This window comes from bacterium, from assembly GCA_013360195.1.
Taxonomy (GTDB): Bacteria; Electryoneota; RPQS01; order RPQS01; family RPQS01; genus JABWCQ01.
On the sequence record JABWCQ010000003.1, the window covers coordinates 102,577 to 123,152 of the forward strand.

Annotated in this window: 19 protein-coding genes; all 19 read left to right on the plus strand. The window is 51.8% G+C overall.

What is annotated here, in order from left to right:
• Positions 1–18 precede the first annotated feature (18 nt).
• The 19 genes from HUU59_04055 to nadD all read left to right on the plus strand — a co-directional run bounded on the left by HUU59_04055 (position 19) and on the right by nadD (position 20,484).
• Complete coding sequence (locus HUU59_04055; protein NUO18600.1) at positions 19–339, plus strand: LapA family protein; 321 nt, start codon at positions 19–21, stop codon at positions 337–339.
• Positions 336–1,478, plus strand: coding sequence for a hypothetical protein (locus tag HUU59_04060; GenBank protein NUO18601.1), 1,143 nt, complete (start codon positions 336–338; stop codon positions 1,476–1,478). The genes HUU59_04055 and HUU59_04060 overlap by 4 nt, the downstream gene beginning before the upstream one ends.
• A complete protein-coding gene (locus tag HUU59_04065) occupies positions 1,471–2,376 on the plus strand; it encodes an SPOR domain-containing protein (protein NUO18602.1) in 906 nt (301 codons plus the stop codon). The genes HUU59_04060 and HUU59_04065 overlap by 8 nt, the downstream gene beginning before the upstream one ends.
• Before the next feature lie 77 nt (positions 2,377–2,453).
• The gene (gene mutS / locus HUU59_04070; GenBank protein NUO18603.1) at positions 2,454–5,063 is read left to right on the plus strand and encodes a DNA mismatch repair protein MutS; all 2,610 of its coding nucleotides are present in this window, start codon (positions 2,454–2,456) and stop codon (positions 5,061–5,063) included.
• Between the two features lie 160 nt (positions 5,064–5,223).
• Positions 5,224–6,198, plus strand: coding sequence for a hypothetical protein (locus HUU59_04075; GenBank protein NUO18604.1), 975 nt, complete (start codon positions 5,224–5,226; stop codon positions 6,196–6,198).
• Positions 6,199–6,231: 33 nt separating this feature from the next.
• Entirely contained in the window at positions 6,232–7,110 is an 879-nt protein-coding gene (locus HUU59_04080) for a YicC family protein (protein ID NUO18605.1), read from the plus strand.
• Positions 7,103–7,672 (plus strand): guanylate kinase, encoded by a 570-nt coding sequence (gene gmk / locus HUU59_04085; protein ID NUO18606.1) that lies wholly within the window; start codon positions 7,103–7,105, stop codon positions 7,670–7,672. The genes HUU59_04080 and gmk overlap by 8 nt, the downstream gene beginning before the upstream one ends.
• Before the next feature lie 64 nt (positions 7,673–7,736).
• Positions 7,737–8,042: a DNA-directed RNA polymerase subunit omega gene (locus HUU59_04090; GenBank protein ID NUO18607.1), complete on the plus strand. Its 306-nt coding sequence runs from the start codon at positions 7,737–7,739 to the stop codon at positions 8,040–8,042.
• Positions 8,032–9,999, plus strand: coding sequence for a bifunctional phosphopantothenoylcysteine decarboxylase/phosphopantothenate--cysteine ligase CoaBC (coaBC, locus tag HUU59_04095; protein NUO18608.1), 1,968 nt, complete (start codon positions 8,032–8,034; stop codon positions 9,997–9,999). The genes HUU59_04090 and coaBC overlap by 11 nt, the downstream gene beginning before the upstream one ends.
• On the plus strand, positions 9,996–10,691 hold the full coding sequence (locus HUU59_04100) for a uracil-DNA glycosylase (protein ID NUO18609.1): 696 nt from the start codon (positions 9,996–9,998) through the stop codon (positions 10,689–10,691). Before coaBC ends, HUU59_04100 begins: the two co-directional genes overlap by 4 nt.
• A 38-nt stretch (positions 10,692–10,729) precedes the next feature.
• Positions 10,730–12,217 (plus strand): replicative DNA helicase, encoded by a 1,488-nt coding sequence (dnaB, locus tag HUU59_04105; protein ID NUO18610.1) that lies wholly within the window; start codon positions 10,730–10,732, stop codon positions 12,215–12,217.
• A 74-nt stretch (positions 12,218–12,291) separates the two neighbouring features.
• Positions 12,292–14,550, plus strand: coding sequence for a bifunctional (p)ppGpp synthetase/guanosine-3',5'-bis(diphosphate) 3'-pyrophosphohydrolase (locus HUU59_04110; GenBank protein NUO18611.1), 2,259 nt, complete (start codon positions 12,292–12,294; stop codon positions 14,548–14,550).
• Between the two features lie 67 nt (positions 14,551–14,617).
• Positions 14,618–14,944, plus strand: a complete 327-nt coding sequence (locus HUU59_04115; protein ID NUO18612.1) for an integration host factor subunit beta — start codon at positions 14,618–14,620, stop codon at positions 14,942–14,944.
• A 2-nt stretch (positions 14,945–14,946) separates the two neighbouring features.
• Positions 14,947–15,372: a Holliday junction resolvase RuvX gene (ruvX, locus tag HUU59_04120; GenBank protein ID NUO18613.1), complete on the plus strand. Its 426-nt coding sequence runs from the start codon at positions 14,947–14,949 to the stop codon at positions 15,370–15,372.
• A 6-nt stretch (positions 15,373–15,378) separates the two neighbouring features.
• A complete protein-coding gene (locus HUU59_04125; protein NUO18614.1) occupies positions 15,379–16,407 on the plus strand; it encodes a Gfo/Idh/MocA family oxidoreductase in 1,029 nt (342 codons plus the stop codon).
• Between the two features lie 4 nt (positions 16,408–16,411).
• On the plus strand, positions 16,412–17,917 hold the full coding sequence (gene lnt / locus HUU59_04130; GenBank protein NUO18615.1) for an apolipoprotein N-acyltransferase: 1,506 nt from the start codon (positions 16,412–16,414) through the stop codon (positions 17,915–17,917).
• Entirely contained in the window at positions 17,914–18,903 is a 990-nt protein-coding gene (locus tag HUU59_04135) for a hypothetical protein (protein ID NUO18616.1), read from the plus strand. The genes lnt and HUU59_04135 overlap by 4 nt, the downstream gene beginning before the upstream one ends.
• Positions 18,904–19,156: 253 nt before the next feature.
• Positions 19,157–19,900, plus strand: coding sequence for an outer membrane protein assembly factor BamD (bamD, locus tag HUU59_04140; protein NUO18617.1), 744 nt, complete (start codon positions 19,157–19,159; stop codon positions 19,898–19,900).
• Positions 19,897–20,484: a nicotinate (nicotinamide) nucleotide adenylyltransferase gene (nadD, locus tag HUU59_04145; protein ID NUO18618.1), complete on the plus strand. Its 588-nt coding sequence runs from the start codon at positions 19,897–19,899 to the stop codon at positions 20,482–20,484. Before bamD ends, nadD begins: the two co-directional genes overlap by 4 nt.
• The last annotated feature ends 92 nt before the right edge of the window (positions 20,485–20,576 follow it).

Below are 20,576 nucleotides of genomic sequence, written 5' to 3' on the forward strand. Positions count from 1 at the left end.
CATAATCGGAGCAAATCCATGTGGATTATACGCTGGCTGCTATTTCTAATTGTGATATTCTTTCTGGTCGGATTCCTTTCGCAGAATTCTGAACCAAAAGTGCAAATTCAGATAATTACTTGGCAATCACCGCAGCTGCCTCTCTCTTTTATGTTGTTTCTCGCCGCGCTTGTGGGATACATTGTGAGCCTGCTGGTTGCTGTTATCAATCAATTGCGGTTAAGAAGTGAAATTTCGGCACAAAAGCGGCGGAATCAAGCCCTTCAAAGTGAGTTGGAAAGACTACGGAATTTCATGATTGAAGAGGAAGGAACTGAAAGCGGAGTGCCCCATCCATGACATTCTTTGAGTTCCTGTTCCTGCTGGTCATCATTGCCGGTGGAATTGGCGCCGCGTCCTATTTCAAGGACTGGAAAGTAAGACGTAGTTCTTCTCCTACCACCTCGTACGCCGAAGGCCTGCGAGCAATCCTCGATGGTGACAATCCGCGCGCGATTCAGAAACTCCGCGACACGGTTACTGCCGATACCAATAACATCGACGCGTACTTGCGTCTTGGTCAGCTCTACGCGCAGGCCGGCGACATTTCCCGCGCCATAAAGATTCACCGTGCACTGACTTTGCGCGGTGACTTGGTCGACAAACAGAAGCTCGACATTTACCGTTCTCTCACAGAAGATTACGTGAAAAGTGGCGATAACAATCGTGCGCTGGAGAGCGTTAACCAAATGCTGGGCATTTCCAAAAAGGATGCGTGGGCGCTCCAGCAGAAGAGTGAACTTTTGGCTGCACAGGGTCAATGGCAGGCTGCATACGAATCCGCAGAGAAACTGAATGGCCATGCCCAGCCAGGTACAAGCCGCAGACTTGCAGTTCTGAAGACGCTCGAGGGAGTGCGGTTGTGCCAGAGCGGGAAAGAGCGAGATGGGCGTATCCAGTTCAGACAGGCCATTAAGCACGACGCCGCACTTGTCGCTCCCTACCTATATTGGGGAGATTCCTATGTCAGGGAAAACAGAATTGAAGACGCGGTCAAGATTTGGCGGCGACTTATTGATGTGAATCCTGCCCAGAGCTATGTTGCTTTTGAGAGGCTTGAGTCACAATTGTTTGACCTCGGGCGGTTTTCCGAAATTGAGCAGATTTACAGGAGTGTTATCCAGAATTACCCGCAGAATGTTCATGCATATGCGGCACTTTCGAGATTCATGCGAAAGAAAGGTGATGCAGGGGGCGCTATTACCATCTTGCGTAATGGTCTGGAATTGAATCCGGAGAGTTTGTGGCTGCGAAGAAGACTCATTCGAATGTATCATGACGTCCATGATGTTGACGGAGTGTTGCAGATGTCACGTGACGTGCTTTCCCGTGTCATGAAGGAAAACTACGAGTATTCCTGCTCAAGCTGCGGGAATATTTCCCGCGAGCCATTGTGGATGTGTCCAAAGTGCAGTAAGGTGGATACTTATAATGTATAGGATTATCTTTGTGCTCTTAATTGCCTCCCTGAGTGTGGGACAGACGGTAAGGAAGTCACCGGTCGATCTGCTGAGGGAAGGCCGCTTCCTTGAAGCACAGCGAATACTGGAGGAATCCGAGGCACCGGAGCGATATCACCTGCTGCTTGACGCCCTTCGTGAACCCAACGCAATCGAAGCGTGTTTTCTCTATCGCGAAATCTCTGCTCGTTTTCCGGGCACAGACTGTGACGAATTCGCTCAGGAACGCCTGCTTCAGGCTGCTTCGATGGGGATTGACATATCATCACTTGTACTGGAGTCGACTCCGGTAGCCGAGCCTGGTCAGTGGACGTCGGATGAGCAAAGCACGTATGAAATGGAAAGACCGTTGATTGCTTCGGTGACTCGTGACGCATTGCCGAATGATGAGACTGCCTCTGAGTTGACCGTCAGCGATAGTTCGGACCAAGCAAAGCGGTTGGACACGACGCCGGCGAATTCAGAGTCGCACACAGACGGCAAGGAAAGAGCCGAGAGTATCACACTGGACTACAGCAAGGCAGTGGAAGCAAGGACGGACACCGGTATCATGAATTCAAGTTTGAGCTCTTTGCAGGCCAGTGCCGCCGAACCTGAGAGCGTAAGGCCGCTTGAAGAGCCGAAACAGCCGCATGACGTTGTTCGAAAAAATCCTCTGGGCTGGTACGTTCAAGTTGGAGCTTTTGCTTTGCATGACAACGCTCACAAGATTGCGGCCAAGTTGCGATCTGAAGGATTTGACGTATTCCTTGTCCCGCGAGACAATTTGATGCAGGTCCGAGTCGGCACGTTTGAATCCAAAGAGCAGGCGCGCGCTGTTGGTGACAAAATTAAGGCGAAATTCGACGTGCCGGCGGTTCTGGTTACAGTACCTTAATTGTCCTGCGCGGGAATGAATCTTGACATGACTTGCGCCGTCCGTGAGGACGGCGCTTCATTCTGACTGACAGAAATATGTCCACACCTATGCTCAAACAATATGCAGAGATCAAATCCCAGTATCCGGATGTGATCCTGTTCTATCGCATGGGGGACTTCTATGAGCTGTTCTATGAAGATGCGGTGACGGCGGCCAATGTGCTTGGCCTGACCCTCACTCGTCGAAACCACGGGCGTGAAGGGGACGTACCTTTAGCCGGATTTCCACATCATCAGCTCGAAAGCTACTTAAGCAAGATGACGCGTGCGGGTTACCGAGTTGCGGTCTGCGATCAACTTGAGGATCCCAAGCTTGCAAAAGGAATTGTCAAGCGAGGGGTGACGGAAGTCGTCAGCGCAGGTACGACGTTTTCAGAGACACAGCTTGAGGATCAAAAGAATAACTACTTGGCGGCCGTTACATTCGAAGACGATGTTTGTGGTCTGGCATATGCGGATATCACCGCGCAGGAGTTTTTTACAGGAGTCTTGCCTGCGAGTGAATTGCCGGCCCGTTTGGTGTCGTTGGAACCGGCGGAAGTAGTTGCAAGCGTTGAGGATGTTGAGAGAGTGCGGGCAGCGATTACCTCGCTGCATGGCTGTGCAGTGACTACCGTCCCGCAGTGGCAATTCGCGGCCGACGGAGCCGATAGAGCGCTGAAAAGCCATTTGAATGTTGCGAACTTAAAAGGTTATGGCCTTTCGGATATGCTGCCTGCAATGAGATCAGCCGGAGCATTGATCCATTATCTTCGCATGCAGCAAAAGGATCCGCAAGAACTGCTGCCAGACTTACGGGTCTTTTCCAGCGGACGGGAATTGGTCTTGGATCCTTCGACAAGAAGAAATCTGGAACTTGTTGATTCTCAAAGCGGGAAGAAGGAAGCGACGCTGCTGCATGCAATTGACAAAACGAGAACGGCTGCAGGCGGACGGCTTCTGCGAAGATGGCTTCTGGCACCCTTGACAGATTTGAAAGCGATAACAGAGCGTTTGGATACCGTTGAAGCGTTGGTCTCAGAACCTCAAGTACTTTCAACGCTGTCCGAGAAGCTCCGTGAGACTGCTGACTTGCAGCGGGTCATGTCTCGTTTGACAACTCGGCGTGCATCGCCACGGGACGCACTGGCAATCAGAGCAACGTTGGAAATGCTTCCCGGCATTCAACGTACGCTGTTCAACTTGCCGCAGTCTCCGCTCATACGGATAGCGGCGGATCTCGACGAACCCAAGGAGATTTCAGGTCTGATCGCTTCCATCATTGCTGACGATCCCCCGGCAATGATAGGAGAAGGTAAGTCAGTTCGAACGGGTTATTCGGAAGAATTGGACGAACTCCGGTCAATTGGGACACGTGCGCGGACATGGATGCAGGAACATCAAATCCAGGAGCGTAATCGCACGGGAATACAGTCTCTCAAGATTGGCTACAACCGGGTATTCGGTTATTACATTGAGGTTACAAACGCGCACAAAGAGCGGATTCCGGCTGATTACATAAGGAAACAGACTCTTACTGGTGCAGAACGATTTGTGACCCAAGACTTAAAGATTTGGGAAGAGAAGATTCTGCACGCCGATGAGAGACTAGAGCGGCTTGAACAGGAGATCTGGGAGAAACTGCGGACGGAGTTGATTAGCCACGGACCAATTCTGACTCGAATTGCAAGGTCACTCGCGGAACTTGACGTTTTTGTCAGCTTTGCGGTGGTTGCGCGCGACCACAGATATGTTAGACCGGTTGTAAACGAGGGAACCAAGCTCTCGATAGTGAATGGTCGGCATCCTGTCGTTGAGAGGCTGGTGTCTGGTGCCAACGGATTCATTGCCAACGATCTTGATTTGGATGCGTCCGGCCGACAGATCATGATCTTAACCGGACCAAATATGTCTGGGAAGTCCACCTACCTGCGGCAAGCAGCGCTCATAGTTCTTCTTGCCCAAATTGGCTCATTCGTACCTGCGGACTTTGCCGAGGTTGGCATCGTTGACAGAATATTCACGCGAATCGGAGCTGGTGACAATTTGGCAGGAGGTGAGTCAACATTCCTGGTTGAGATGTCGGAAGTCGCAAACATCTTACGAAGTGCGACTCCAAGATCCCTTATCATTCTTGATGAGGTCGGACGAGGTACTTCCACCTTCGACGGTCTTTCACTTGCCTGGGCAATTACGGAGTATCTTCATGAACGCGATGACGTGGCGGGCAAGACTCTCTTTGCCACACACTATCATGAACTAAACAAAATGGCCGAGCGATTTCCGCGGATATTTAACGCAAGAGTCGATGTTGAGGAGTGGGGTGACCGCGTTGTTTTCCTTCACAGAATTTCTCATGGTGAAACTGACCGGTCTTATGGGGTGGAGGTAGCGCGGCTGGCTGGGCTCCCGCATGAAGTCGTTGCAAGAGCCCGTGAATTACTACCAATTTGGGAAGATTCGCACAAAATACCGAACGAGCCGCCCCCCAAATCAGCGTCCAAAATCCAGCTAACTCTATTTGAATCTGATACTCAGGTGGTAGCCGATGCCCTCCAAAACCTCAATTTGGACGACTTAACTCCGCGTGACGCTCTATCTAAATTATATGAAATTAAGAAGTTAGTTGATGAGCGTCGGAGTGCAAACTCACGCCAGAAGTCTTGACTCTGCATCAGTTTATCCTTATTTTTACAGAATATAGGAGTATGGTAGGAGACCGCTCGCGCCGTTTGCGCTCAAAAATTGATCTCTGCTTTTCAAATCCCCCGTCTGAAAATCCAAGCGGGGCACTGTAGTTTTTGCGATTAGTAAGATGGAGCGGAGTATGCGCTTAACTTGGTGCAGCACCATAACACTTCTCATTCTCTGCGTCGGCCAAAATGCTCATGCACAATGGGTTATCGGTCGGTATGCCGGAGAGTTCATGTCGTTGGGGGCAGGCGCGCGTGCGTTGGCAATGGGGGGAGCATCAATTGCATCGCCGCTAATGTCTACGGCTGGTTATTATAACCCAGCCGCGTTGGCGACACTTGAGAAGCGATCGGCAGAATTCATGCATGCCTCCCAGTTTGACAATCTGTTTACATATGACTTCGCTTCATATGCGACTCCCATGAGAAGCGGAGTATCCGGCGCAATTTCTGTTCTATATGCACGCGTTGGCGACATTCCGTTGACCAAACTTAGCGATCCATCCCGTCCTCTTTCTGACGACAATCGTGTCGAGGTAAGTGGTGAAACTGGAGACCACGAATTCGCTGTGCTTGCCTCTGGAGGAAGGGAACTCGGAAATGGTTGGAATTGCGGCGCTTCCGCAAAATTGCTCACAAAATCCTTGGCCTCCGAAACTGCGCTGGGGTTGGGATTTGATCTGGCAGTGCAACGAAGAATCGGATCCCATGCGGAGTTTGGTGCAATCGTGAAGGATTTAACAACTAGCACGATTACTTGGTCGACGGGGAGAACTGAGTCAATACTTCCGAATGTTGGAGTCGGCGGAAGCTGGTCTGCGCCTTTGCAGGCCATGAATGCGGATATTACCGTTGTCGGTGATGCAGAAGTGCGATTTGAAACACGCGGTGAGGCAGAACTAATCGCCGCAGGACCAGTTTCTATTGAGCCGCGACTTGGACTTGAGTATCTGATTTCCAAGGCTGTGGCGATACGCGCAGGTGTGAAAGGTGAACGATTCACCGCCGGAGCCGGACTCCAGTTTGGAAGTCTGGCTGTGCACGCTGCGCTCGAGGATCATGAAGACTTAGGATTAACCCACCGTGCGTCACTCGGAGTCGAATTCTAACTTGTTTACCCGTACTCATCTCGCAAAGTTGATATGATTTATTCAATGACCGGCTTTGGGCGAGGCGAGGCCACGGAAGACGGAACAACGGTTAGCGCAGAGCTTCGCACACTTAATAATCGATATTTCGATTTTGGGCTAAGGGCTCCCCGCACCATATCCAATTTTGAGTCGGAGTTGCGGGAGCTTTGTCGAAAGGGAGTCGAGCGGGGCAAGATAACTCTGACGTTGAATGAAGTGCGTGCCACCGGAGCGATGGTTGCGCGCATAGATTTTGACGCGGCGCGAAGAGTCGCAGGGCAATTACAGGATCTTTGCACTGACTTGCGCATAACTGAGTCAATTCACCTTGAGCATCTGCTTCAGTTCCCGGAAGTGATAACTCCTGTTGACCCGCCCGAAGTTGCAGAACGAACCCTCCGGCTTGCAGCGGCCGCGACGGAAAGGGCAATTGAGAACCTTCGTCAAATGCGGCTGGAAGAAGGACAAGTCCTCACTCGCGATATGATGGAGCGGCTTGACGTTATCACAGGTGCCTTGGAGGAAGTTCGGAAAGCGCAGGAGGGCCTTCCAACTCGTGCGCTGGAGAAGCTAAGAGATAGAATACAGCGGTTGGTTCCGTCCGAAAGCTACGACAGCAACCGCTTGGAGATGGAGCTCGCGTTGATTGCGGATCGACTTGACATCACAGAAGAATGTGTGCGCCTTGACGGACATGTCGGGGCGTTTCGCAAATCGCTCGACAAACCGGATGGTCCTGTCGGCAAGAAGCTGGGTTTCCTCCTGCAGGAGATGAACAGGGAAGCGAATACTATTTCATCAAAAACATCCAGTCTGGAGATATCGCATTTGACGGTTAGTATACGGGAGGAAATAGAGAGACTGCGCGAGCAGGTGCAGAATCTTGAGTGATACAGGCCGGTTGATCGTATTTGCGGCGCCTGCCGGCGCTGGAAAGACGACAGTCATTAGAGCCGTCAGAGTGAGAAATCCGGAGTGGAAATTCTCATGCAGCGCGACGACTCGGCCGCCGCGTCCTGGTGAGGTTCATGGGCAGGACTACTTCTTCCTCACTCGACCGGAGTTCATGCAACGTGTAGATGCCGGCGCCTTTCTGGAATACGAAGAAGTCCACGGAAACATGTACGGGACATTGAAAGCAATCGTGGATGAAGCGCTTCGAAACAAGAACACAATGGTGTTAGATCTTGATGTCAAAGGCGCATCGAACATCAAACGTCACTATCCTGATGCTTTGACAATCTTCATCAAACCTCCATCAATGGAAGTGCTGAAGCAACGGCTTTCTAAACGGGGAACAGACAGTCCTGAAGTTATCCACAAGCGGCTCGAACGTGTCGAAATGGAGATGGCGTATATGGATAAATTCGACTGCATTATTGTAAATAACGAAATTGAGCAGGCCGTCGCGGACGTATTGCGCTGCGTTGAGAGCAAATGGCCGCTTGCCTGACAGATCAAGTATTCGCGAAGACTCAATGGGGGATCTTCGCAGGGATTATCAAAAAGAGAGAAACATGGCTTACACACGTGACACGCATCCAGAATCATTTGTTGGCAAGGCAGAAAACGTTTACGAAGCAGTGCTCGTAATCGCGCGTCGGGCTCGACAGATTGGCGAATTGCAGAAGCGACGAATTGACAGACATCTGGGGCAGACGGAGGTTCTGGAACAAGCCGCTGCCCGCGCTCGCGCCGAAAGCGGTGACGATACCGTGGAAATTGAAGAGATTGAACGCGAAAAGATTCAGTTTACCAAGCCCGTTGTCCTCGCGATAAACGAAATGGTCGACGGTAAGATCGAGAAGCGCTATGAAGAGTAGCCGCCGCCCGGATCGCGAAACGCGACAGGCAGGTGAACTTGGGGGGCGGCGAATACTGTTGGGAGTTACGGGAGGTATCGCGGCATACAAAGCGGTGGAAGTAGCCCGTCTGTTCATTCAGGCCGGTGCCAAAGTACAGGTTGTAATGACGACCGCTGCTACGAAGTTTGTATCGCCGCTCACTTTCGAGACGGTAACTGGTCGGCAAGTCTACGTCGAGATGTTTCCTGAGCATGGCAAGGAGTCGCCTTGGCATACCGAACTCTCTTCGTGGGCTGAAGTAATTCTGGTTGCACCTGCAACTGCCGATAATATTGGCCGAATAGCATGCGGACTTGGGGACGACTTGTTGACAACCATTCTGCTTGCTTATGAACGTCGCCGTGTGATCTGCCCGTCCATGAATCCGCGAATGTGGGCGAACCCTGCTGTGCAGGACAATTTGAACACAATTCGCAAGCGTGGATTCAGAATTATTCCTCCTGAATCCGGAGATATGGCAAGGCCAGGCGAGGAGCAAGGCATAGGCAGACTCGCCGAGCCCGAGACAATTTATGCGGAAGTCAGGCATCTGCTTAGCGCGCCGCAAGACTTGCGCGGTGTTAAAGTCCTCGTAACTGGCGGTCGAACCGAAGAGAGTTGGGATCCTGTGCGCGTTCTGACGAATCGCGCCTCCGGCCGAATGGGTTTTGCGCTCGCAGAAGAGGCGCGTGAACGAGGCGCCGATGTGTCATTGATTTCCGGACCGAGCGAAGTTATCCCGCCGAGCGGAGTTCGTCTGACGAGGATAACAACAGCGCGCCAAATGGCCGAAGCCGTTAAGCGCGAGTTTCCATACTGCAACATTCTTTTAATGTCTGCGGCCGTCAGCGACTATACATTTGATCAGACTGCCAAGAACAAAATAAAGAAGGGCGATCCAGATCCTGAGATTAATCTCGTGCCGACCGAGGACATTTTGAAAGGCATTTCTCAGAACAAAGGAAACCGTGTCATCGTCGGATTTGCATTGGAAACCGAGAATGTGCTTGATAATGCGCTCCGAAAGCTTCGCGAAAAGCACCTGGACATCGTTGTGGCAAACAATCCGCTCGCACAAGGCAGCGGGTTTCAAGTGGAAACAAATCAAGTTTTCATTATCCACCGCAACGGTAGCGTTCAAGACTTGCCGCTTCAGTCAAAACGGGAAGTGGCAAGGGAAATCTTGAATGCGGTTATGGAGCTTTATCGAAATCCGCTTCCCGAACTTGAGGTAGAACCTGAATTGGATTTGGAAGTCGATGTCGATCCCGATGAAGTCCTGGACGATACAGATCTTGGATTAATTAAGCTGGATGGTCTCGACTTGGAGGAGCCGCAGCTTCCTAAGAGACAGGATCGCAAGACCAAAAGGGGCAAGCACAAGAAGGGCGACAGACCCAAGATCATAGACCAGAACGGACAGGCACCAAAAACTGCGGAAGTGACTCAGGTTCGAAAGGAAGAGGCCGAGCCGCGAACAGTGCAGCCGGAGGTCTCGAAGCCGCAGCAATCTCTGGCTCAACCTGCCGCGCAGCAGCAATCAGCTCAGAGCAAAAAGAAATCACGACGCGGCGGACGGAGAGCGCGGGAACGCAGGGAGCGGCTTGCCGCGCTGGCAGCTCAGCAATCAGGTCTGCCTCAGATACCTGCGGGTGTGCCTGCTCCGCCACCGACTACTGCAGCAGTCGCGGCCAATCAGCCTGCCAGCGGTGACGTGAAGCCAAACGCGAAATCAAAGGGAAGACCAAAATCATCGCAGTCGGTTGAAGCAAGACTTCCCGAAGCAGCAAGCACGGAGAAGCCTGTGGCAGAGAAGAAATCTGTAAGGAAGAAAGCCGCGAAGACTGCGGCAAGCACGGACGGAGGTCAGAAGGCTTCGAAGAAAGCTTCCAAGAAGTCTGCAAAGAAGACCGAAGCAACAGAACCGGTTGCATGAGTAACCACTCAGTAATCGGCTACCTTGAGAACCTTTCGCTCTTTGAAGACGACTTATATCTTCCCGCTGGACACCAGGTGGCACGTATTGCGAAAACGAGAGAATTGCTGGTCTTAAGGGATTCGATAACCCCGCTGCCGTCCAGCCTTGCTGAGTTTGAAGCACAAATCTGCTCATGCACAAAGTGCGAGTTGGGTAAAACGAGAACGAAGTTTGTCTTTGGGGATGGAAACCCGAATGCTCGAATTGTGTTCGTTGGTGAAGCACCGGGACACGACGAAGATCTGTCGGGCAGCCCATTCGTCGGACGGGCCGGACAGCTGCTGAATGCGATGTTGTCTGAAGTAGGTATCAATCGCAAGGATGTTTACATTTGCAATACTCTCAAATGTCGTCCGCCGGGGAATCGAGACCCGCTTCCGTCTGAAAAGGCCACCTGCCGGCCCTATTTGAGAACACAATTGTCTTTAATAAGTCCCGACATAGTGGTGTGTTTAGGTAAGCATGCTGCGAATGAGCTCCTTGGCACTGACGAACCGATGAAGGATTTGAGGGGAAGGGTGATTCCGTGGGAAGGCATGAGCCTGTTGGTGACCTATCATCCTGCGTATTTTCTGCGCAATATGACGCAGAAAGTTCACGGCGATGCGGACTTTCGATTGCTGCGAAAGCTCTTGGATGAATTGACGTGATGATTGATCACGTTTTGCAGGCAGAATAAGGTAAGATTGTGGCACACCCAGCAACATCCGATCGATCACAGAATCCCGATCTTGCCGGAGTGCGCGTGCCTCCGCAAGCGCCTGAGATGGAACGGGCATTGCTTGGTGCCCTGCTCTCCGATGGGGCTGCATTCGCAAGGATAGCGCATCTGGTTGAACAGGCTTCTTTTTATAGACCGAACCATCGCGCGTTGTTTCTATGCATGAGCGAGTTGGACGCGCGCCGTGAACCGATTGATCTGATAACGGTCACGGGTGAACTTCGCCGAATCGGAAAACTCGATGAAGTCGGCGGCGTTCCATTCTTAAGCGAGCTCGCCGCGGAAGTGCCCACATCGGCGAATATCGAACACTATGCCGGCGTTGTGCACGAAAAGGCGCTTCTGCGAAATGTAATTTCGCTTAGTGCGGAGGCGGTCGGCGCTGCCAGCGATCCGACAGCGCGTGCCGACGAGGTCTTTGAAAAAGTGCAGACCGGTCTTGTGGATTTAATCGGCAGACGCCGCGGTCGGAACGCTCTTTCTTCACTTGAAGCGGTGAAGTCAACAATTGAGCATATCGAGCACATGAAGCAGCGTGAAGGCCATGTGCATGGTGTTTCGTCAGGGTTTGACAGACTTGATGACTTCACCACCGGTTTCAACCCCGGCGAACTCATCATTATAGCTGCCCGTCCTTCAATGGGCAAGACGGCACTTGCGATGAACATTGCCACCGGTGCCGCGCATGCAAGCAACGCGCGTGTCGCAATATTCTCGCTGGAAATGGACGTCAGGCAGCTTGTGCTGCGTATGCTTTCCGGTGAGGCGCATATTAGTCTGCAGAGACTTCGCACCGGCCGCATGACCAAGGAAGAATACGGTCGGTTGTCCGTGCATGCAGGCCGGCTTGCCGACCTGAATCTGTTCTTTGACGACCAACCCGGCTTGGACATGAGCACGCTGCGTGCTCGTGCGAGGCAACTTTGGTTGGAGTATAAGGTTGATCTCATTGTCATAGATTACCTGCAGCTGATTACTCCTCCCCAAATGGTGGACAATCAACAGCAGTGGATTGCCTATGTCTCTGCGTCTCTGAAGAATCTAGCCAAAGAGCTCAAGATTCCGATCATTGTGCTCTCGCAGCTGTCCAGGGCGCCTGAATCCAGAGGCGGCGATCGCCGCCCATTGCTGTCAGATTTGCGGGATTCCGGTGCTATTGAACAGGATGCCGACGTCGTGATGTTTGTTTACCGGCCCGAGTACTACAAGGATTTGTTCAAGGGCAAAAAGGATCCGCAGTACGAGATCGGGACTCAGTCCTATCCGATCGAAGGATTGGCCGAGATTATTGTGGCTAAGAACCGTAACGGCCCGACAGGCTCATTGCCGCTTTCATTTGTAAAGGAGTTTACAATGTTCGCGCCGCTTGAATCTGAACGGCCGGCACCGGCATTTGATCAGTCCGTTGACTTCGGTGATAACTCCATGCCATCGATCGACGACACCCCTTTCTGAAGCCTGATAGCTGACAAAACACAGACGGTCGGAATACGTTAGCTTTTTTGGGAAAACATGATTGAAGCAATAAAATGTCAGAGCCTGCGCCTAAACTCGCCGAGAACGAGCCGCATTCAAGTGTAGCCATTCTCCCACAACTGGCAGGTCCTCAGTTCTCGAGGATCGAGCCTGAGTTTCTGCGGTCTCTTGACACGATTCGACTTGCTCTTTTCCAAAACTTCCCCAATGCCGACCTCGCAACAGTTGAGCGTGCATTCTTGTTTGCTTTTGATGCGCACAAGAACCAACGCAGACTGTCAGGCGAGCCTTACATCACGCACCTGCTGGCAGTTGCGGAAATTCTCGCTGAACTCCACATGCGCGAGGACGTGATAGTAGCCGGACTGCTTCATGACGTGGTTGAAGATACCGAAACCACCACGGAACAGTTGCGTGCGGCATTTGGCGACGGAATCGCCAAATTGGTTGACGGTGTCACCAAAATACCCGAACTCAAGTACGAGTCCAAAGAAAAGCAGCAGGCAGAAAATCTGCACAAAATGTTGCTCTCGATGGTCAATGACTTGCGGGTAATCCTGATAAAGTTTGCGGACCGCTTGCACAACATGCGGACGATTGGGCATATGACCCGCAAGCAGCAGGAGCGCATTGCCCTTGAGACGATGGATGTCTATGCGCCACTTGCGCACAGACTTGGTGTCTATCAAATCAAGTGGGAACTTGAAGACCTGGCTTTCAAAGTCTTGAATCCGCGCGAGTATCACGAACTTGCTGAGAAGGTTTCGCTGAAGAGAACTGAACGCGAACGTATCATTCAGCGAGAGTGTGCAAGGATACAGGCGGAACTGCGAAAGGCAGGGGTAAAAGGTCAGGTTCTCGGCCGGCCCAAGCATCTGTACTCAATCTACAACAAGATTAAGACTCGCGGCTACTCGTTCGAGGAAATCCTAGATCTGCTTGCGATACGAATTATTGTCCCGAAGATGGAAGAGTGCTATTTTGCGCTGGGCATTGTCCACTCGCTGTACACTCCGATTCAGGACAAGTTTACTGATTACATTGCGACACCGAAGTCAAATATGTATCAGTCGCTTCACACCAAGGTCTTTGGACCGGATGGCCGAAAGATCGAGGTGCAGATTCGTACCGATGATATGCACAGTCGCGCAGAGTACGGAATTGCTGCGCATTGGCGATATAAAGAAGGCGATCAAAGCCGCAAAGAGTTGGATCGCCAAATTGAATGGCTGCGCAGTCTTCTTGATAATCAGTCCGAGGCGGGAGATTCGAAAGAGTATCTTGAGGACCTCAAGATTAATCTTTTCGAAGGCGAAATTTTCGTTTTCACTCCCCGTGGCAAGTTGCTGACTCTGCCCGTCGGTGCGACGCCTGTTGATTTTGCGTTTGCCGTGCATACCGACGTTGGGCTGCACGCCATGGCCGTCAAGATAAACGGACACATTGCACCGTTGAAGGCAACATTGCATTCCGGCGACTTGGTTGAAGTCATCGTTTCGCCAAACCAGAAGCCAAACCCGGATTGGCTGCAGTTTGTCAAGACCAGCCGCGCTCGAAACAAGATTAAGAAGTGGCTGAAGGAACAACACTTCGAGGAATCGCAAAAGCTCGGCCGGGAAATGTTAACGCGTGAATTGTCGCGGCTCCGTTACAAAAAGACGGACAAGGATCTTTCGGAAACAGCCCAGCTCTTCGGACACAATACGCTTGATAGTTTTCTTGCGGCAATTGGTTCAGGAGACTTGACCATTGAGAATGTTTTGCGGAAGTTGGCGCCTGAGCCTGTTCCCTCAAGCCCTGTTGCAAGTGTACTCTCCAAGGTAATTCGCCGGGTCAAGGGCAGCGACACGGGCATCCGTATTCATGGCATGGATCAGGTCGCCATTTCATTCGGCACTTGTTGCCAGCCTTTACCCGGTGATCAGATAACGGGTTTCATTAGCACCGGAAAAGGTGTGGTCGTGCACCGGGTTGATTGCAAAAACATTCCGTTCCTGATGAAGCATCCGGAGCGGAATATCCAGGTTGAATGGGATGCCGATAGAGAAGCAAAGTTCAATGTGCGCATTCGTCTAATGGCAGAGGATCGTGCACAAATGCTGGGCGACATCACGGTTGCCCTTGCAAAGGAAGATGTGAGCATGCTCTATATCGAAATGAAGCGTGAGGACAACTTTGCTTCGGGACGCTTGGTGCTAGAAGTGAAGTCTTTGCTTCATTTACAACGTGTTCTGAAACGAATAAGGGCGATCCCCGGAGTGCTTCACGTGGAACGGTTGGACGAAGATATTCCCGGCAATCAGCCGATGTAGCTACAAATTGAATAGTTTCAACATAGTGCAGATACCAAACTCGCAGAGGAACAGCAGAGGAGGCTGAATGCGAACTTACATCAAGAAAGATGTGGTAGAGCGTGTAGCCGTGCTCAGCAACGAGCGTCCGGATACGGTGGCCAAGGTGGTCAACGATACGTTCACCGTGCTGCGCCAAATTATGGCAGGAGATGAATCAGAATTGCGAATTGAGATTCGCGATTTCGGCGTCTTTGAAGTCAAGAAGACGAAACCGAAACCGAAAGCGCGCAATCCCAAGACCAACGAAATCATCTACGTCGCCGCACGGCGTAAGACCCATTTCAAACCGGGTAAGCTATTGAAGGAGTCACTCAAAACTCCGTTAGACCAGATTCCACCCAACGAACGCTGAAAATGTCGCGTGTCCTCGGGTTAGACTGGGGTACGCGCCGAATCGGTGTTGCAATTTCGGATGAACAACGGCGAATTGCCGTTGGTCTCGCCGTCTGGTCGGCTGAACCGTCAGAGTTCCTTCCTCTGCTGAAGAAGACAATCAGCGAAGAGGGTATTGCTCTCGTCGTAATAGGCATGCCACTGAAACTGGACGGCAGTGAGGGTGAATCCGCGGTTGCTGTCCGCGAATTCGCGTTGCACGTGCGCAGCGCAGGAGTGGATGTCGAATTCTGCGATGAAAGAATGACTTCTTTTCAAGCAAGTCGTTCGTTGTCGCAAATAGGGATAAAGCAGAAGAAACAACGTGGCAAACTCGACATGGCGGCAGCGGTATTGCTGCTGCAGTCGTTTTTGGATGAACAGGTCAACTCTTCAAGAGAGAGATAGTCGAAGATGGCTGAGAAGTTCAGAGTCGGTGTTATCGGTGTTGGAGGTGTAAGTCAGCTCTTCCACATTCCGATCCTGAAGAAGAGCGGGCTTGCGGAGATACATGCCGTCGCCGATGCCGATTACGCAAAAGTAGCGGCATTTGCCGAGAAGGAAAAGATTCCCCGGTTTTACCGCGACGCCGAGAAAGTCTTCGCGGATCCCGATATTGATGCGGTGCACATCAATACGCCAACAAATTCCCATCTTGCTCTGACATTGGCCGCGCTGGAAGCGGGCAAACACGTTCTTGTCGAGAAGCCGATGGCAAGAAAATCGGAAGAGGCACAGCGAATGGTGCAAGCCGCCAAGAAGGCAGGTAAACACCTGATGGTGGGCATGAATTTGCGATTTCGACCTGATGTGATGATCTTGCACGAATTTGTGCGGGGAGGCGAGCTCGGCACGGTAAGGGTAATTCGCGCATCCTGGTTGAAACGAAAGGAAACTTGGTCTCGGAGTCCCTGGTTGCACGAGTCGAGGATTTCCGGCGGTGGCGTGTTGATGGACCTCGGCCTCCAGCTTCTCGATGTATGCTGGTGGACTCTTGGCAAGCCTAAGATCAAACGAGTGTCTTGCAACACTTCAAGAGACCGTTTGAATCTTCGGGTCGAAGATACGTTTTCCGCTTATTTCACTTTTCAAGGCGGCGCGGCGCTCCAGCTTAACTCTACATGGGCATATATGTCCGATGAATCGGCAGCCATGACTGTCTTCAGCGGCAACAAAGGTATTGCGGAGCTGAATCCACTGAAGATTACAAAGGTAATTCACGGTAATCTCGTGAACGTAACACCGGCAGGTCCGCAGTTGAAAGCGACGACATTGTACAATAAGTCTTTCGAGTACGAGCTTGAGCATTTCTACAACGTGATCGCTGGCAAGGCAAAGCCTGTTTCAATCGCTGAAGACTCTGCCTATATTTTAGAGGTAATTGAAGCTGCATATCGATCGGCCGCCGAAAATCGCGAAATCGTTATCGGGGCTGACGACTAGGAAAATGTTGTCCCGGAGAGGATTTCTGATCGCGGCAATCCTCGGTGCGCTTGCTTTTCCGCCCGTTTCTCTATGGCCACTCGCATACGTTGCGTTGGTTCCTTTCCTGATTGCTGCGGCGGACATGTCCAGCGCACGGAAATTTGGATCAGCTTGGCGCGGGGGAGTAGTTTTTTATGGCGGGGTACTTTATTGGGTGGGATTAAATTCCGGCGCGCCTTGGTGGGTTTCGGCAATTGCAGGCGTAGCTCTAATCTGTGTTCTTGCGACGATCTGGGGCCTTGCGGCAATTGCGGTGAAATGGGCGGCCGACCGACTGTCTGTTGCAGCGGCCGCATTATTCTTTGTCGTTGCCTATCAGGGATTGGAAACTTTTTGGGGCACCGGCGAGTTGAGTTTCCCTTGGGCAACCTGGGCGTTGCCCTTGTCTGCTTTTCTCCCTGCAGTTCAAATCGCGGAGTGGGTTGACGTTCAGGGACTTGCTTTTCAAGTCTTGTGTGTCAATGCACTGTTCTTTCTTGCCTGGCACCATCGGCGGCTGCTCTTCGTGTGGCTGGCGCTGACTGCTATACTCGTTCCAATCTCTATCGGATACTTTCGCCTGAACTACGTCGCTTCCGGCGAACCCATCATTAAGGCTGCAAGTGTTCAGGCAAACACACCTGCCGAGAGCAAATGGCAAATGAGTTCGGCAGATATCCTGTCCGATCACGTGGAGATTACAGACGGCCTTGGCGGCAGAGGGGTTGATTTTGTGTGTTGGCCGGAAACGGCCGTTCCGATGCCGATCCGTTTTCGAGGCTGGGCTGCAGACACGATTAGAAACGTTGTTAAACGTAACAACGTTGTTCTGTTGACCGGAGCAACCGACTATGATGTGTCTCCGGATGGACAGCAGATTCCGTACAACGCAGCTTTCGCAATTCGTCCGGATTCACTTGCTCTGCAGAGATCCTCTAAGATCCACCTTGTTCCATTCGGAGAGAGAATACCGGGGCAGAACTGGTTTCCGATTTTAGGGAATCTTCATCTTGGCCAGGCGGAATTCAAACCCGGCGATTCTGTTGTAGTGTTCTCCGGTGGCAAGGTACCGCCGTTTGCTTGCTTGATTTGCTTTGAAGTAGTTTATCCGGAGATTGCAGCGGAAGCGGTCCTGAAGGGAGCGCAGTTTTTCGGGCATGTTACAAATGACGGCTGGTATGGTCACTCAAGCGGACCATATCAACATCTTTCCCTTGCCCGGCTGCGTGCCGTTGCGACACACAGATCAATAGTTCGTGCCGCGAATACCGGAATCAGCGCAATCATTTTGCCAAACGGTCGGATTGTTGAGTCACTTGGATTTGATACGGCGGGCGCGATTTTCGGGGAAATCCCCGCTCGTCAAGACATTACTATTGCCGTGAGATTCGCCAAGTTGTGGCCTTTACTTTACTATGGTCTATTCGCCGTTGTATTTGCAGGATTGTGGATGCGTGCGCAACGGTATGGCACAACTGAAAGCGGATGATTCGTTGCCTCTTCATCCTGTTGATAGTGTCCAGGTCGTTTGGAATGACGTGGACCCCGCTTCTGCTGCAGAGCGGCGTGGCGCGTGATTTCGCGATGGGAGGTGCAACGGGAGCAATGTTTGGTTCAACTAGCGCGACCAGCGCCAACCCGGCGGGAATCGTAGCGTTTCCGTTGTCCAAGAGAACCGGAGTGTCATCAGTCATTCAGGCGAATGGTGCTTTTGGAGTTCGTAATTATTTCGAGAACAGCGCTGAGAAACGCAGTTCTTTGAGTGAGCTAGGTGACGTAGCCTCACACTTCGTACGATCAGTATCGGCACGACACCGCTGGGCAGCGGTGACGGCCATTCTGGCAGAACCTGTGATGCATCGGAGTGACAGCAGTCGCTTCGACGGGGAAACCGGGAAACAACTTCTGGCTGAGTATCAAACCAGTGTCGTGCTGAACCTCCTGCTTCATCCGCGAGTTCAGGTGGGTGGACGCGTTGACTTCTATTCTCGCAGCTTTCAGGGCGACGGAGAAGGCTTTACATACGGTGTTATCCTGAAACCTCGGGGCGTTCAAGTGGGTTTACATTATCAGAGGTTCCCTGTTACAGGTCCTCGCTGGTTGCATCCTCTCGATCGTCGGATTGACAAAGGCACTACTGCCTCAGTTGCGGTGCAACAGGAGGACTATTCGCTGGCATTTCAGCTTGGTAATCTAAGTTCTTCAGGAGCCTTAGGTTTTCTTGAACCAAGAGTTGGAGCAGAATTCAGACCTGTTCGAGCCGTAGCGCTGCGTGCTGGAGGATCACTGTTTACACGCAGCCATGGCTCCGTAGCTACTTTTGGAATGGGACTTGTGGACGCAAACTGGTTCCGTGACAAGAGTGACCGGCTAAAAGTCCCGGACGATGTGCTGACGGTTGGCATCGCCATACTGTATGACAAAGGCAAACCGGTGCATGGGTATTCCACGATGACCTTGGCATGGCGGTTATAGCAAGAGTTGTACTCATAGCTTTACTTGCGGCTGCCGCTTTTGCGCAGGAACCAGAAAGCGTTTCAAGCGACTCATTGTTGGGGGATTCGCTGTTGACCGCTGCGATTGACACCACAATGAAGTCCTCTGCAGTAGTATCCTCATGGCTGCTCCCGCTTGGTGTAATTGCCGCGACAGCCGGAGTGTTTTTGTTTTTGTTTTCCGCTCGAACAAGAAATTGATGTTAACAACTTCGCGATATTTAGTTCAAATCATGGCGCTCCTGCTCTTTGTCGGGTGCGCCTCTCAGACTCAGTTTGTCACCCAAGACGGAGCTGACGCAGACTGGCAGCGTGCCAAAAAGCTGTATGAGCGAGAGCGATTCTACCGTGCCTCACAGTTGTTGCGTGACATTACCCTGAATTACTCGGGCTCCGCGTTCATTGATTCAGCTTACTACCTGCTTGGAAGGGCAGGTTTTGAGCAGTCCGATTACATCGTGGCGGCGGATGACTTCCGGCGACTCGTTCAGCAGTTTCCTTCCAGTCAACTTGCCGGTTCGGCGGCGTACTATGAATCTCGCTGTTATTACGAGCTTGCACCTGACTACCGGCTTGATCAGACGACAACGGAACAGGCATTCGACGGTTTTCAAAGATTCCTCGAGGATTATCCTCAAAGCGAGTTTGCGGACAGCGCGTACGCCTATATGGCAAAGTGCCGGGACAAACTCGCGCACAAGGTTTTTGCAGCCCTCAAGTTGTACCTGAAGGTGGAAGAGTACGCCGCCGCTGTGATTTACGCGGATGCGGTGCTATCCGACTACTATGACACGAGGTGGGCTGACGAAGCTGCCTATGAAAAGGTTCGATCTCTTGTTAAACTTGACGAGATTGAAAAGGCAATTGCAGCTGCAAAGGACTATAAGCGGAGGTTTCCTGCCGGCAAATTCCTTGGGAAGGTCGAAGAGTTGGAAAAAACGCTGGACGTTGGAACCGAGCAAGCTGCGACTCCATGACCCGGCTCGGTCTTTTTGGCGGAACATTCGATCCTGTTCACTATGGCCATCTTCGCACGGTGGAGGCAGCCCGAATTGAACTTGGACTTCCTGAAGTCTGGATGTTGCCAAACCCATTTCCGCCTCACAAATTGCACACTCCGATTACGCCGTACGCGCATCGGAAAGCGATGCTTGCCCTCGCACTCAAAGAGTTTCCGTTACTGAAAATTTCAGATTTGGAAGAGAAGGTCAAGGGCCCGGCCTATACGACAGAGACGATTCAGAGAGTGATCAGTGAACTGCCGCCGGGCGGCAAAGACCTTTGGCTGATCGTCGGCGCGGATTCGCTGATTGACTTGCCCAAATGGAAGAATCCGGAAGATCTGTTTAGCCATGCGCGGGTTGCGGTACTCAGACGTCCTGGAGTAGACCTTCGCGAAGCTCCATCTCAGTACGTCTCAAGGGTGAAGCTGCTGACAACTCCGATGGTTGCCATCTCTGCCACTGAGATACGCGACGCCATCCGCATTGGTCTTGACACTTCTCAATGGTTGCCCGAGAAAGTGCGCAACTACATAGCAGAAAACAGGCTCTATCAGTAAGGGAACGGGAATCTTCTACTTTCCTTTCTCGTCTTAAATTCTTATCTTTTGGGAGGGTCCGAATGGGCCCTGATTTCTCATCCCATTGATTC